This window comes from Stenotrophomonas sp. YJH_SMC_32 (assembly GCF_059369975.1).
The window spans coordinates 43,192-57,046 of sequence record NZ_JCAFTE010000008.1 but is presented as its reverse complement, the minus strand read 5'-3'; the positions used below and the strand labels follow the sequence as shown (position 1 = coordinate 57,046).

The window sequence follows — 13,855 nt, the reverse complement described above, 5'->3', positions numbered from 1 at the left end:
CGTCCCCGCAACCCGACACCGCCCCGCCCAACAAACAGAAAAGCCAGAGCCGGCTGTTGCTCTGGCTCTGGCTCTGGGTTTGGCTTTTCCTTCGGCGGTTGCCTCTGCGGGTGCCGGGCCGCAGGCCCGGCCGATCAACTCAAACCACTGGTTCGCGCAGGGCGGGGTTGTCCCAGCCCGGGCGCGGGGCGAAACGGTCGCCGTGGCGCTGCTGCAGCGCCTTCAACCGCTCGACGATCGCATCGGCTCCCACTGCGCGGATGTGCTGGATCGGACCGCCGCGGAACGGGGCGAAACCAGTGCCGAAGATCACGCCGGCATCCAGCAGGTCCGCATCGGCCACCACGCCTTCGTGCAGGCACGCCACGGCCTCGTTCAACAGCGGCAGGATCAGGCGGTCTTCCAGGTCGGCCGGGGCCTGGTAGTCGCTGGCCACGTCCGGCTTCATCGGCTTGCCGTTTTCCCAGGTGTAGATGCCCTGGCCATCCTTCTTGCCACGCTTGTCCGGTTCCACCGTCTGCAGCGCGGCCGGAATCTGCAGGCCCAGGAACGGTGCCAGTTCGCGGCCGACTCCGGCGGCCACGTCCAGGCCGACGGTATCGATCAGTTCGATCGGGCCCATCGGCATGCCGAACTTCACTGCGGCCTTGTCGATCACCGGGCCCGGGACGCCTTCGGCGTAGGCGGTGGCCGCTTCCAGCATGTACGGGAACAGCACGCGGTTGACCAGGAAGCCCGGACTGCCGGCCACCGGCACCGGGAACTTGCCCAGCGCCTTGCAGAACGCGGCCAGGCGGCGCTCGGTCTCCGGCGCCATGCCATCGTGGTGGATGATTTCCACCAGCGGCATCTGCGCTACCGGGTTGAAGTAGTGCAGGCCGGCGAACTGCGCCGGGCGCTGGATGTGATCGCGCAGTTCCACCAGTGGGATCGACGAGGTATTGGTGGTCAGCAGGGCGTCCTGCTTCATCTTCGGTTCCAGCGTCTGGTACAGCGCACGCTTGGCTTCCGGGTTCTCGATGATCGCCTCGATCACCAGATCCGCTTCGGCAACCCCATTGCCTTCCAGGTCGGCACGCAGGCGTGCGGCCACGGCGGGGCGCTTGCTTTCGTCGCGCACCTTCTTGGCGAACAGCGCCTGCGCGCGTTCCATGGCCGGGTCGATGAAGCGCTGCTCGCGGTCCTGCAGGGTCACCTCGAAGCCCTTGTAAGCGGCCCACGCGGCGATATCGCCGCCCATCACGCCGGCGCCGACCACGTGCACGTGACGGATGCCGGAATCACCACTGCCCAGGCCCTTCAGTCGCTCGGTGAGGAAGAAGATACGGATCAGATTGCGCGCGGTCGGTGTACTGGCCAGCTTGACCACGGCGCGCCGCTCGGCGTCCAAGCGGGCCTGGATGGGCTTGCCGCCACTGCGTTGCCAGGTGCTGATCAGCGCGTACGGCGCCGGGTACTGGTCCTTCTTCGCCTTGCGTGCGACCTGCTTGACCATCTGCGGCGCCAGCAGCCTGCGTGCCAGCCAGGTGTTGGTGGCCCATGCCGTCGCGCGCTGCTTGAACGGGCGGGTGGTGCCGGACAGCGCCAGCGCGACGGCGGTGTCGAGCACCACCGCTGGCGCCACCACCTTGTCGACCAGGCCGATGCCACGCGCGGCCGAGGCCGACAGGGTGCGGCCGGTCAGCATCAAGTCCATTGCCGCCGGCGCGCCCACCAACTGCGGCAGGCGGGCGCTGCCGCCCCAGCCCGGGAAGATGCCCAGCTGGGTTTCCGGCAGGCCGATGCGGGTGCTGCTGTCATTGGACGCCACGCGGTAGCGGCAGGCCAGCGCCAGTTCGGTGCCGCCTCCCAGGCAGTGGCCGTGGATCGCCGCAACGGTGGGGCAGGGCAGCTCGGCCAGCTTCTGATAGGTGGCCTGGCCACGACGGATCGCGTCATTGACGGTGCCGCGACGGTCGAATTCCTGGAACTCCTTCAGGTCGGCACCGGCAATGAAGCCGGCCTTCTTCAGCGACTGGACCACCACGCCCCTGGGTGGGTCCAGCGCGATGCGCTCAAGCAGGTCGCCCAGCTCCAGCAGCACGTCCTGCGACATCGCGTTGACGCTGCTGTCCTGACGATCCAGGGAGAGAACCACCACGCCGTCGTCGCGGATCTCGGGGTGCCAGTGGCTGAAGCGGAGACCATCGAAGCCTGAAAGCATGGACGTTCCATCCGGTTGTGTATGGAGAAGCGGCTATGATCCAGAGGTTGTTTCCCTCGCGTCAAATCCCAATAGCAGGGGAGTGGCGCCCCCGGATCCATGGCCGTGGACCGGGACGCTAACGGAACGGTGGTTAAAAGCTGGTGCGGCGCCAGGTGATCGGCGACTGAACTTTTCCCGGGATTGGCAGTCTCATTGCCCGACGTCGGTTGGGCTGACAGGAGTGCGGCCCCTCATGGCCGAGGTTGATACACCACAGGAGCTGGATCTGGAACTGGTCCGGCGCGTGCAGCACGGCGAGAGTGCCGCCTTCGATGTCCTGGTGCGCAAGTACCAGCATCGGGTGGTGGCCCTCGTCGGTCGCTACATCGCCGACTGGAGCGAATGTCAGGACGTCGCCCAGGACACTTTCATCCGTGCCTACCGCGCGATCGGGAGTTTCCGTGGCGATGCCCAGTTCTCAACCTGGTTGCATCGAATCGCCGTGAATACCGCCAAAAACTACCTGGCTTCACACAATCGACGGCCGCCGACCGATGACATCGACATCGGCGATGCCGAACAGTTCGACAGTGGTACGCGTCTGCGTGACACCGACACGCCCGAACGCGAGTTGATGCGCCAGGAGCTGGAACAGACGGTGATGAAGGCCGTCAACGCGCTGCCGGAAGAACTCCGGTCAGCGATCACCCTGCGCGAGGTGGAAGGCCTGAGCTACGAGGATATCGCGCAGAAGATGGGGTGCCCGATCGGCACGGTGCGTTCACGGATCTTCCGGGCGCGCGAGGCGATCGACACCGAACTCCGGCCGCTGCTGGACATCGGCAGCGCCACCCGTGAGAAGAGCCGCGTATGACCAGTAACCCGTTCAACGAATCGCAGAACCATCAATCGCCCGCCGGGCAGCGCCTGGACCAGCGCCATCGCGAGCAGCTGTCGGCCCTGGTCGATGGCGAGCTGGGCGCCGATGAAGCGCGTTTCCTGCTGCGCCGGATGGAGCACGACCCCGAGCTGGCCGGTTGCCAGGAGCGCTGGCAGCTGCTGGGCGACGTGATGCGCGGGCAGGCGTCGGCACTGGCTCCGGCCGGGTTCAGTGCCGCCGTGGCTGCCGCCATCGCGGCCGAGCCGACGCCGCAGGCCGAGCCGCGTCGCCAGGTACGTCGCAGTGGCTGGCGGGCCTGGGGCGGCGGCGCGGCTCTGGCCGCATCGGTTGCTGCGGTCGCCCTGTTCATGGGGGGCGAGAAGCTGAAGGAGGCCACTCCCGGCGAGCCATTGGCCCCCCAGGTGATCGCCAGCCAGGCGGAACTGCCGCCGGCGCCGACCTCGCCGGCCCCGGTGACCGAAGCATCGGTGGATACCGCCGCGATGGCCGTGGCGGCGGCGCCGGCTGTGGCGATGGCTGCTACCAGCCGTCGCCAGGACGCCCGCCGCGCCAGTGCAACCCGCAGCCAGCAGGCCGCGCGTGCCGCCCAGCGCGATGACGCTCCGCAGCGCGCCATCGCCGCCGTGCAGGCACCGCTGGCTCCGACCGTACCGGCCAACGCCAACCGCAACCTGCCATTCGGCGAGGTCGGCGGGCTGCAGGCCCGGCCGTGGCCGCGCTCCAGCCTGGCGCCGACCGCAGGTGGCGCGCTCAATGCCAGTTTCCCGGCCCGCGCCGGCGGTGCCGCGTTCTACCCGTTCGAGCCGCGCCTGCAGGACGACCTGCCGGTGCCGCCGCGCCCGCGCGACTGAGCCGGGCGCCTTCACGCCCCGCCGTCGGCGGGGCCCGTATTCCTCTTTCCATCCGACCCGGAGGTTGCCGTCCGATGACTCCCCGACTTCGCACGCAGGCCATTGGCCTGCTGGCCCTGACCCTTCCCCTGGTGGCCTGCGCGCAGGCGCCGGCGCCTGCCGCCCCGGCCCAGCCTGCGCCGGCCGCGGCGCCGCGGGCGCCTGCACAACCGCTGGTCAGCGGCCTGCCCGACTTCACCAACCTGGTCGAACAGGTCGGCCCGGGCGTGGTCAACGTCGACACCACCATCGTCCGCAACAACCGCCAGGCCTCGCGCGGCCCGATGGGCGACGATGACATGCCCGAGTTCTTCCGCCGCTTCTTCGGCCCTGACTTCCCGATGCCGGGGCAGGGGCCGGGTGGGCAGGATGGCGGTCCCAGCATCAAGGGGCGTGGCATGGGATCGGGCTTCATCATCTCGCCCGATGGCTATGTACTGACCAACTACCACGTGGTGGCCGACGCCAGCGAGGTGAAGGTCAAGCTGGGCGACAGCCGCGAGTTCACCGCCAAGGTGGTGGGCAGCGACCAGCAGTACGACGTGGCCCTGCTCAAGATCGATGGCAAGAACCTGCCCACCGTGCGCGTGGGTGATTCCAACACCCTGAAGCCGGGCCAATGGGTTGTCGCGATCGGCTCGCCGTTCGGCCTCGACCATTCCGTTACCGCCGGCGTGGTCAGCGCCGTCGGTCGCAGTACGGGGGGGCCTGACCAGCGCTACGTGCCGTTCATCCAGACCGACGTGGCGATCAACCAGGGCAATTCCGGCGGTCCGCTGCTGAACACCCGCGGCGAAGTGGTCGGCATCAACTCGCAGATCTTCTCGGCCTCCGGCGGCTACATGGGCATCAGCTTCGCGATCCCGATCGACCTGGCGATGAGCGCGGTCGAGCAGATCAAGAAGAGCGGCAAGGTCACCCGCGGCCAGCTCGGCGCGGTGGTCGAACCGATCGATTCGCTGAAGGCGCAGGGACTGGGCCTGCCGGACAGCCGCGGCGCGCTGGTCAACCAGATCGTGGCCGGCAGTGCGGCCGCCAAGGCCGGCGTGCAGGTGGGCGATGTCATCCGCTCGGTCAACGGCAGCGCGGTCAACAGCTGGTCCGACCTGCCGCCGCTGATCGGTGCGATGGCGCCGGGCAGCAAGGTGAACCTGGTGGTTTACCGCGACGGCAAGCCGCATGAGCTCAGTGCCACGCTGACCGCACTGAGCGAGGACGGGCAGGGCAATGCCCGCGGGCCGTCGGCTGGCGCTGGCGAGGCGGCTCCGCAGACCGGTGCCAACGCCCTGCTGGGGCTGGACGTCAGCGACCTGAACGCGGCCCAGCGCAAGCAGCTGGGGCTCAACGGCAATGAAGGCGTGCGCATTACCGGGGTCAAGGGCCAGGCAGCACGCGATGCCGGCCTGTCGCCGGGCATGGTGATCCTGCAGGTCGGCCGCACTGCGGTCGGCAGCGTCGATGCCCTGAACCGGGCGTTGTCCAGCTTCAAGAAGGACGACGTGGTGATGCTGCTGGTCCGCACGGCCAACGGCAACAGCGCCTTCGTGGCGGTGAAGGCCGGCCAGTAAGGCCCCTGCCAGGGCCGCTTCGGCGGCGCCGGCGCCGCCCCCGAAGCCCCGCCCCGGCGGGGCTTCGTCCGTTCTGGCCCCGGTCCGATGAGGCAGTTTTCGCGGCCGGGCGCCGGGCATGCGATAATCGACCGTTACCCTGACGACGCCGCGCGCCGCCGCCACCTATGTCTTCTGATTCGATGCGGAACATCCGCAACTTCTCCATCATCGCCCATGTCGACCACGGCAAGTCCACGCTGGCCGACCGCATCATCCAGCTCTGTGGTGGCCTGCAGGCCCGCGAGATGGAAGCGCAGGTGCTCGACTCCAATCCCATCGAGCGCGAGCGTGGCATCACGATCAAGGCGCAATCGGTGTCACTGCCGTACCTGGCCAAGGACGGGCAGACCTATCACCTGAACTTCATCGACACCCCCGGCCACGTCGACTTCTCGTATGAAGTCAGCCGCTCGCTGGCCGCCTGCGAAGGCGCGCTGCTGGTGGTCGATGCGGCGCAGGGCGTGGAAGCGCAGTCGGTGGCCAACTGCTATACCGCAGTGGAGCAGGGCCTGGAAGTGGTGCCGGTGATCAACAAGATCGACCTGCCCACCGCCGACATCGAGCGCGCCAAGGCCGAGATCGAGGCCGTGATCGGCATCGACGCCTCCGACGCCGTGCCGGTCAGTGCCAAGACCGGCCTCAACGTGCAGGACGTGCTGGAGGCGATCGTCCATCGCATCCCGCCGCCGGTGCCGCGCGACACCGACAAGCTGCAGGCGCTGATCATCGACTCGTGGTTCGACAACTACCTGGGCGTGGTCTCGCTGGTGCGCGTGATGCAGGGCGAGATCAAGGCCGGTGACAAGCTGCAGGTGATGTCGACCGGCCGCAACCACCAGGTCGACAACGTCGGCGTGTTCACTCCCAAGCGCAAGGTGCTGCCGGCGCTGCGTGCCGGTGAAGTGGGCTGGGTCACCGCCAGCATCAAGGACGTGCATGGTGCGCCGGTCGGCGACACCCTCACCCTGGCCGGCGATCCGGCGCCGAAGCCGCTGCCGGGCTTCCAGGAAATGCAGCCGCGCGTGTTCGCCGGCCTGTTCCCGGTCGATGCCGAAGACTACCCGGACCTGCGCGAAGCGCTGGACAAGCTGCGCCTGAACGATGCCGCGCTGCGTTTCGAGCCGGAAAGCTCCGAAGCGATGGGCTTCGGCTTCCGCTGCGGCTTCCTGGGCATGCTGCACATGGAGATAGTGCAGGAGCGCCTGGAACGCGAATACAACCTGGACCTGATCAGCACCGCGCCGACGGTGGTGTATGAGGTCCTGAAGACCGACGGCTCGGTCATCAACATGGACAACCCGGCCAAGCTGCCGCCGGTGAACCAGGTCGAGGAGATCCGCGAGCCGATCATCCGCGCCAATGTGCTCACTCCCGAGGAATACATCGGCAACATCATCAAGCTGTGCGAAGAAAAGCGCGGCAGCCAGATCGGCATCAACTACCTGGGCAGCCAGGTGCAGATCAGCTACGAGCTGCCGATGGCCGAGGTGGTACTGGACTTCTTCGACAAGCTCAAGTCGGTCAGCCGTGGCTATGCCTCGCTGGATTACCACTTCGTGCGCTTCGACGCGGGCCCGTTCGTGCGCGTTGACGTGCTGATCAACGGTGACAAGGTCGACGCACTGTCGCTGATCGTGCACCGCAGCCACGCCGACCGCCGCGGCCGCGAGCTGTGCGAGAAGATGAAGGACCTGATCCCCCGCCAGATGTTCGACGTGGCCATCCAGGCTGCCGTCGGCTCGCAGATCATCGCCCGCACCACGGTCAAGGCGATGCGCAAGAACGTGCTGGCCAAGTGCTATGGTGGCGACGTCTCGCGCAAGAAGAAGCTTCTGGAAAAGCAGAAGGAAGGCAAGAAGCGCATGAAGCAGGTCGGCCGCGTGGAGATCCCGCAGGAAGCGTTCCTGGCCGTGCTGCAGATGGACAACAAGTAAGCCCGCACCGGCCTCGCGGGGCCGGTCGTCTGGTGACGTTGCAAAGGACCCTGAATGAAACTGTTTGAGATCCTCCTGGTCGTGCTGACCCTGGCCTCGGGCCTGATCCTGCTCGCCAACAAGCTGTACCTCGCCAAGCGCCGCGCCCAGCGCGCGGGCCTGCTCGACACCGAGCCGGTGCTGGTGGACTACTCGCGTGCATTCTTCCCGGTGCTGGCGATCGTGCTGATCGTGCGCAGTTTCATCGCCGAGCCGTACAAGATCCCGTCCAGCTCGATGATGCCGAACCTGCTGATCGGCGATTTCATCCTGGTCAACAAGTTTTCCTACGGCCTGCGCCTGCCGATCAGCAACACCAAGATCGTCCCCTTCGGCGAGCCGTCGCGCGGCGACGTGGTGGTGTTCCACTTCCCCGGCCACAGCGACAACGATCCGGCCAAGGGCGAGAACTTCATCAAGCGCGTGATCGGCGTGCCGGGTGACACCGTGGTCTTCGAAGGCGACGGCGTGATCCTCAATGGCGAACCGCTGAAGTACGACAACAAGGGCATCTATGCCGGGCACAAGGGCCAGGGCGAGGGCGCCAACCTGCTGGTCGAGCACCTGCCGGGCCGTACCCATACCGTGCTGGAGACCGACTATCCGCGTGGCCAGGGCCAGTGGACCGTACCGGCCGGCAAGTACCTGGTGATGGGCGACAATCGTGACAATAGCGACGATGGCCGCTTCTGGGGCCTGCTGCCGGAAGAAAACCTGCGCGGCAAGGCCTTCCTGATCTGGCTGAACTGCCAGGGCTGGTTCTGCAAGGATGGCTTCGAGCCTTCGCGAATCGGCTCGAGCATCAACTGAGTACCTTCACATCCAACGCGTATCTGGGGAGAACGCAATGAAGACGATGAACACGCAGCGTGGCATGACCCTGACCTCGTTCCTGGCGGTCCTGATCGTGGTGGGTTTCTTCCTTTACATCGGCATGAAGCTGTTCCCGATGTACCAGGAGTATTACGCGGTGCGCTCGGCGATGAAGAGCCTGGCCAAGGAGCCGGGCGTGGGCAGCATGGAGCCGGCCCGGATCCAGGATCTGTTCTTCAAGCGCCTGTACATCAATTACTCGGAAAACGTGAAGCCGGCCAACGTGAAGTTCGACCGTCGCGACAATGGCTGGACCCTCAAGGTCAACTACGAAGTGCGCCGTCCGCTGGTCGGCAACCTGGACGTGGTTGGCAAATTCGATTCATCCCAGGACCTGACCCGAAGCGGTGCCGAATAAACCTTTCCAACGTGGTGACCTGATCGGTCATCCCTTCCGCGACCCGGCGCTGCTGAAGCAGGCGCTGACGCATCGCAGTGCCGGTGCGCCACACAACGAGCGCCTGGAGTTCCTGGGCGACAGCATCGTCAACATGATGGCGGCCGAGGCGTTGTACCGACGCTGGCCCAAGGCCGACGAGGGCGCGATGACCCGTGCCCGCGCCGAACTGGTGCGTGAGGGCGCGCTGGCGGTGATTGGACGCAGCCTGGAGCTGGGCGAGCGGCTGATCCTGGGCCCGGGCGAAATGAAGTCCGGTGGCCACCGTCGTGATTCGATCCTGGCCGACGCGGTGGAAGCCGTGGTGGCTGCGATCTACCTGGATGCCGGTTTCGAGGCCTGCCGGGCGGTGGTACTGCCCTGGTTCAGCGCTTCGATCGAGGCACTGCCGGCCTCCGGCCGGCCCGAGAAGGACCCCAAGACCCGCCTGCAGGAATGGCTGCAGGCCCGACAGAAGGCGTTGCCGCAGTATGAACTGGTGTCAGAATCCGGTGACGACCACGCCAAGCACTTCCGGGTACGCTGCAACGTAGCCGACCCGGCCGCCAGCACCGAGGGCGAAGGCGCCTCGCGGCGGCTTGCCGAACAACAGGCGGCTGCGGCCGTCCTAGAACAACTGGATTCCAAGTGAGCGAACAAACTCCCCATCATTGCGGCAGCGTGGCCGTCATCGGCCGCCCGAACGTGGGCAAGTCGACCCTGACCAATGCTCTGGTCGGCGCCAAGGTCAGCATCGTCTCCAACCGTCCGCAGACCACGCGCCATCGCCTGCTGGGCATCGCCACCTATCCGGAAGGCCAGCTGGTGCTGGTCGACACCCCCGGCCTGCACAAGGTGCAGAAGCGGGCGATGAACCGGGTGATGAACCGCGCCGCGCGTGGCTCGCTGGAAGGCGTCGATGCCGGCCTGCTGGTGATCGAAGCCGGTCGCTGGGATGAAGAGGACAGCCTGGCGTTCAACGTGCTGCGCGACGCCGGCATCCCGGTGGTGCTGGTGGTCAACAAGATCGATCGCCTGAAGGAAAAGGGCGCGTTGCTGCCGTTCCTGCAGCAGGTGACCGAGGGTCGCGACTTCGCCGCCGTGCATCCGATCTCCGCGCAGAAGCGCAATGGCCTGGAAGCGCTGGTGCGCGACGTGCTGAAGCTGCTGCCGGAAGCCCCGCCGATGTTCGGCGAGGATGAGATCACCGACCGCAGCCAGCGTTTCCTGGCCGGTGAACTGGTGCGTGAGCAGCTGATGCGCCAGCTCGGCGAGGAACTGCCCTACGCCACCACTGTCGAGATCGAGCGCTTCACCGAGGACGGCAACCTGCTGCGCATCGGTGCGGTGATCTGGGTCGAGCGTGAAGGCCAGAAGGCCATCGTGATCGGCAAGGGCGGCGCCCGCCTGAAGGAGATCGGCGCCAAGTCCCGCCTGCAGATGGAGCGTCTGTTCGGGGCCAAGGTGTTCCTGGAAACCTGGGTGCGCGTGCGTGAAGGCTGGTCCGACGACGAGGCCGCGCTGAAGGCCTTCGGTTACGAGTAAGGCGTTGTAGTCGCTTCGATGATGATCGAGGACGACACCGGCTTCGTGCTGCACGCACGGGCCTACCGCGAGACCAGCCTGCTGGTCGAAGTGTTGAGCGCACAGCATGGCCGTATCGGGCTGCTTGCGCGTGGCGTGTCCACTGCCAAGGGCCAGGTGCTGCGCGCCGCCCTGCAGCCGTTGCAGTGGATCCGCTTCAGTGCCCAGCAGCGGGGGGAACTGGCCCAGCTGCGTAGCGCCGAGGCGCTGGATGCCGCGCCACGCCTGGTCGGGCAGGCCATGCTGGCCGGTTTCTACCTGAGCGAACTGACCCTGCGCCTGGCCCCGCGCCAGGACCCGCTGCCGGAGCTGTACCTCGCCTACGGCGAGGCGCGTGCGCGGCTGGCGGTGGGCGCTGGCCTGGCCTGGACCCTGCGCCGTTTCGAACGCGAGCTGCTGTCTGCGCTGGGCCTGGGTTTCGAGCTGGACAGCGCCAGCGATGGCCAGCCGATCGACCCGGCGGCGTGGTACGAACTGGACCCGCAGGAGGGTGCGCAGCGCCTGTTGAGCGAGCGCGGCGGGGAGCGCCGGGCAGCCGCCACCGGGTCGGCGCTGTTGGCGCTGGCGACTGACGAAGAGCCGGATGCCGCCGATCTGGCCAGCCTGCGCCTGCCGATGCGGCGGGTGCTGGCCCATCACCTGGGGCCGCGCGGCCTGAAGTCCTGGGAAATGCTCGAGCAGCTGGCGCCCCGCAGGTAGGGGGTGTTGAGCAGGGCTTGCAGCCCTGCACCTGCCTAATCAACGTCAACGTCAAAAGCAAAAGCTGGTTATCCGTGGGTTGGCGGGGTGGGTCCGGTTGCGGGAGACGCCGTAAACCCGTCCTTGGGGGCTTGGCCGCGGCATCCATGCCGCGGACACTCCCGCAACCGGACCCACCCCGCCTTCGACAGATTCTTGCGAGCTGTCGGACATGCCGACGGGGTCAGATCCGTTTTCTTTCGGAAAACGGATCTGACCCCAGATTGATTTCGACATCTGACAGAAATTCATCCACGCATGGCGTGGATCTACCAGCCGTCACCGGGAATCTGTCGGGGGTGGGGCGGTGTGGGTTGGCAGGACCGTTGGCGCCATGGATGGCGCCATCGAGCCCCCATGGACGGGTTTACGGCGTGTCCTGCCAACCCACACCGGCCCGCCCAACAAGCAGAAGGCCAGAGCCGCTCTGGCTCTGGCCTTTGGTGTTGCTCTGGCTTGAAGCATCTGCGGGTGCAGGGCGCAGCCCTGCCGAGCAACCCTCAGTGCAGCAGGGCAGCCACCGCGTCGCGGAACCCCGCCTGGGCCTGCCCGGACTCGGGCGCATGATGCAGCTGGCGCACCGCCCGTCCCAACCGTGCCGCCCCCACGAAGCCACAGCTGGCCTGCAATCGGTGCAACTGGCTGCGCAACTGGCGCTCGTCGTGCTGGTCGACCGCCTGCTCGACCGCGTCGCGCACGCCCGGCAACTCGGCCAGGAACAGTTCGCGCAGTGCGATCAGGTGGTTGCGCTGGCCATTGAGCGCTGCCAGGGCTGCGGTCTCGTCCCAGTCCTGTACGGCCAGTTCGACCGCGGCCGGGGCCTGTGCCACGAAGATCCCCGCCGGGCTGTTGACCAGCGCTCGGCGCACGGCCTTCAGCAGCTGGTCGCGGCCCAGTGGCTTGACCAGGGTGTCGCTGAAACCAGCTTCGCGCAGGCGGGCGTGAATGGAGGCATCGCCGTCGGCGGTATGTGCCAGCGCCGGCGTGTCGGGATGTGAACGGCGCAACTCACGCAACAGCTGCGCGCCATTGCCGTCCGGCAGGTTGACGTCGATCAGCCACAGGTCATGCGAGCCGGGCTCGGCACTGGCCAAGGCACTGGCCAGTGAATCTGCGGTGTCCACGTCCGCCGGTAACGTTTCCAACGCCGCCTTGAAAAAACCGCGGCTGATGATGTCGTCCTCGACAAGCAGGAAGCGGGGCCGTGCGGCCCGCGGGGTCATCTGCATCAGGGCTGCCTCCATGTCAGCTGTCCCAATCATCAAGCACGGCGGCCACGGGCGCAAGCGGGTCCGGGCCCCATCGGTCAGGATCTGCGACAATACGCCCCCATTTTTGCCCGCAGCCTGTTGCCACGTGGCCCGATCCCGCTCCCGCACCGACCGTACCCCGTTCCAGACCGAGATCCTCGACCTCAGCCATGATGGTCGCGGTGTCGCCCGCCGTGAAGGCGAGGGCGGCAAGGTCACCTTCGTCAGCGGCGCCCTGCCCGGTGAGGTGGTGATGGCTGAACAGACTGCCCGCAGCCGCCATTTCGACGAGGCGCGCACGCTGGAGGTGCTGCAGGCCTCGCCGCAGCGGGTGATCCCCAAGTGCCCCCATTTCGGTACCTGCGCCGGCTGCGTGCTGCAACACCTGGACGAAGACCAGCAGATCGTCGCCAAGCAGCGCGTGCTGATGGATAACCTGGAGCGGATTGGCCATGTGAAGCCGGGCACCGTGCTTGCGCCGCTGGTCGGCGAGAGCTGGGGCTACCGCCGCAAGGGCCGCTTCTCGGTGCGCCGGGTCGAGAAGAAGGACAAGACCCTGGTTGGCTTCCGTGAACAGGATCCGCGTTTCGTCGCCGACCTCAGCCAGTGCCTGACCGTGATTCCGGAGATCGGCACCAAGGTCGAGGCGTTGTCCACCTTCATCGAAACGCTCGATGGCAAGCGTGACATCCCTCAGATCGAATTCATCGCCGGTGACCAGGCCGTGGTCCTGACCGTGCGCCACCTGCAGCCACTCAGCGATGCCGACCGCGCGGCCTGGGCCGCCTTCGGCCAGCAGCATGGCTTCGTGATCTACCTGCAGTCCGGTGGCGTGGACACCGTGCAGCCGCTGGACGGGCAGGGCGTGGCGCTGTCGTTCCGGCTGGCGCCGTGGGATGTCGAGCTGGCGTTCCGCCCGCTGGATTTCATCCAGGTCAATGCCAAGCTCAACGAGAAGATGATCGCCCACGCCCTGGACCTGCTGCAGCCGGGTGAGGACGAGCGCGTGCTGGACCTGTTCTGCGGCCTGGGCAACTTCACCCTGCCGTTGGCCCGCCGTGTGCGTGAAGTGGTGGGTGTGGAAGGCGATGCCGGCCTCGTCGCGCGTGCGCGTGAGAACGCGGAGCGCAACGGCCTGGCGAACGCGCAGTTCTTCAGCGCCGACCTGACCCAGGACCAGCGCAGCACGACGTGGATGCGCCAGGGCTTCGACAAGCTGCTGCTGGATCCGCCGCGCTCGGGCGCGATCGAAGTGCTGCAGCAGCTGCCGCTGAAGCAGTTCAAGCGCATCGTCTACGTCAGCTGCCACCCGGGCTCGCTGGCGCGCGATGCCGGCTATCTGGTCAACGAACAGGGCTTCACCCTGGTCAGCGCCGGTGCCATGGACATGTTCCCGCACACCGCGCACGTGGAAAGCATCGCGGTATTCGAAAAGCGCTGAGCAGCTGTCATCACCCGTGGCGCATAATTGCGCC

At 67.1% G+C, this 13,855-nt stretch carries 12 protein-coding genes; 10 read left to right on the top strand and 2 right to left on the bottom strand.

All coding sequences use genetic code 11. The annotated features are described in order from the left end of the window. Nucleotides 1-139: 139 nt before the first annotated feature. A complete protein-coding gene (locus AC5P7S_RS11965) occupies nt 140-2,203 on the bottom strand; it encodes a 3-hydroxyacyl-CoA dehydrogenase NAD-binding domain-containing protein (RefSeq protein WP_095378367.1) in 2,064 nt (687 codons plus the stop codon). Nucleotides 2,204-2,438: 235 nt separating this feature from the next. Here AC5P7S_RS11965 and rpoE point away from each other — a divergent pair, with 235 nt between their 5' ends. From rpoE to recO, 9 genes are all read left to right on the top strand, one after another. Beyond that, nucleotides 2,439-3,059 (top strand): RNA polymerase sigma factor RpoE, encoded by a 621-nt coding sequence (gene rpoE, locus AC5P7S_RS11960; protein ID WP_005418256.1) that lies wholly within the window; start codon nt 2,439-2,441, stop codon nt 3,057-3,059. Beyond that, nucleotides 3,056-3,937 (top strand): sigma-E factor negative regulatory protein, encoded by an 882-nt coding sequence (locus AC5P7S_RS11955; RefSeq protein WP_065179471.1) that lies wholly within the window; start codon nt 3,056-3,058, stop codon nt 3,935-3,937. Before rpoE ends, AC5P7S_RS11955 begins: the two co-directional genes overlap by 4 nt. Nucleotides 3,938-4,011: 74 nt before the next feature. Beyond that, nucleotides 4,012-5,544 carry a DegQ family serine endoprotease gene (locus tag AC5P7S_RS11950; RefSeq protein WP_065185459.1) on the top strand — a complete coding sequence of 511 codons (1,533 nt, stop codon included), beginning with the start codon at nt 4,012-4,014 and terminating at the stop codon, nt 5,542-5,544. A 182-nt stretch (nt 5,545-5,726) separates the two neighbouring features. Further along, entirely contained in the window at nt 5,727-7,520 is a 1,794-nt protein-coding gene (gene lepA / locus AC5P7S_RS11945; protein ID WP_005418237.1) for a translation elongation factor 4, read from the top strand. Between the two features lie 54 nt (nt 7,521-7,574). Further along, nucleotides 7,575-8,369 carry a signal peptidase I gene (lepB, locus tag AC5P7S_RS11940; RefSeq protein WP_095378368.1) on the top strand — a complete coding sequence of 265 codons (795 nt, stop codon included), beginning with the start codon at nt 7,575-7,577 and terminating at the stop codon, nt 8,367-8,369. Between the two features lie 37 nt (nt 8,370-8,406). Beyond that, complete coding sequence (locus AC5P7S_RS11935; protein WP_014038086.1) at nt 8,407-8,790, top strand: DUF4845 domain-containing protein; 384 nt, start codon at nt 8,407-8,409, stop codon at nt 8,788-8,790. Continuing rightward, complete coding sequence (gene rnc / locus AC5P7S_RS11930; protein WP_005418230.1) at nt 8,780-9,460, top strand: ribonuclease III; 681 nt, start codon at nt 8,780-8,782, stop codon at nt 9,458-9,460. The genes AC5P7S_RS11935 and rnc overlap by 11 nt, the downstream gene beginning before the upstream one ends. Further along, nucleotides 9,457-10,353 (top strand): GTPase Era, encoded by an 897-nt coding sequence (era, locus tag AC5P7S_RS11925; protein ID WP_005410599.1) that lies wholly within the window; start codon nt 9,457-9,459, stop codon nt 10,351-10,353. The genes rnc and era overlap by 4 nt, the downstream gene beginning before the upstream one ends. An 18-nt stretch (nt 10,354-10,371) precedes the next feature. After that, complete coding sequence (gene recO, locus AC5P7S_RS11920; protein ID WP_095378369.1) at nt 10,372-11,091, top strand: DNA repair protein RecO; 720 nt, start codon at nt 10,372-10,374, stop codon at nt 11,089-11,091. 539 nt (nt 11,092-11,630) lie between these two features. On the opposite strand, the gene AC5P7S_RS11915 is transcribed toward recO, so the two are convergent. Beyond that, nucleotides 11,631-12,359, bottom strand: coding sequence for a response regulator (locus AC5P7S_RS11915; protein WP_005418228.1), 729 nt, complete (start codon nt 12,357-12,359; stop codon nt 11,631-11,633). A 127-nt stretch (nt 12,360-12,486) separates the two neighbouring features. Between AC5P7S_RS11915 and rlmD the strand changes: the two genes are divergently transcribed. Beyond that, the gene (rlmD, locus tag AC5P7S_RS11910) at nt 12,487-13,821 is read left to right on the top strand and encodes a 23S rRNA (uracil(1939)-C(5))-methyltransferase RlmD (protein ID WP_005418227.1); all 1,335 of its coding nucleotides are present in this window, start codon (nt 12,487-12,489) and stop codon (nt 13,819-13,821) included. The last annotated feature ends 34 nt before the right edge of the window (nt 13,822-13,855 follow it).

Excerpts from the sequence above, each read along its gene's own strand:
- AC5P7S_RS11965 (WP_095378367.1), bottom strand. The coding sequence starts at position 2,203 with ATGCTTTCAGGCTTCGATGGTCTCCGCTTCAGCCACTGGCACCCCGAG.
- rpoE (WP_005418256.1), top strand. The coding sequence starts at position 2,439 with ATGGCCGAGGTTGATACACCACAGGAGCTGGATCTGGAACTGGTCCGG.
- AC5P7S_RS11955 (WP_065179471.1), top strand. The coding sequence starts at position 3,056 with ATGACCAGTAACCCGTTCAACGAATCGCAGAACCATCAATCGCCCGCC.
- AC5P7S_RS11950 (WP_065185459.1), top strand. The coding sequence starts at position 4,012 with ATGACTCCCCGACTTCGCACGCAGGCCATTGGCCTGCTGGCCCTGACC.
- lepA (WP_005418237.1), top strand. The coding sequence starts at position 5,727 with ATGCGGAACATCCGCAACTTCTCCATCATCGCCCATGTCGACCACGGC.
- lepB (WP_095378368.1), top strand. The coding sequence starts at position 7,575 with ATGAAACTGTTTGAGATCCTCCTGGTCGTGCTGACCCTGGCCTCGGGC.
- AC5P7S_RS11935 (WP_014038086.1), top strand. The coding sequence starts at position 8,407 with ATGAAGACGATGAACACGCAGCGTGGCATGACCCTGACCTCGTTCCTG.
- recO (WP_095378369.1), top strand. The coding sequence starts at position 10,372 with ATGATGATCGAGGACGACACCGGCTTCGTGCTGCACGCACGGGCCTAC.
- AC5P7S_RS11915 (WP_005418228.1), bottom strand. The coding sequence starts at position 12,359 with ATGCAGATGACCCCGCGGGCCGCACGGCCCCGCTTCCTGCTTGTCGAG.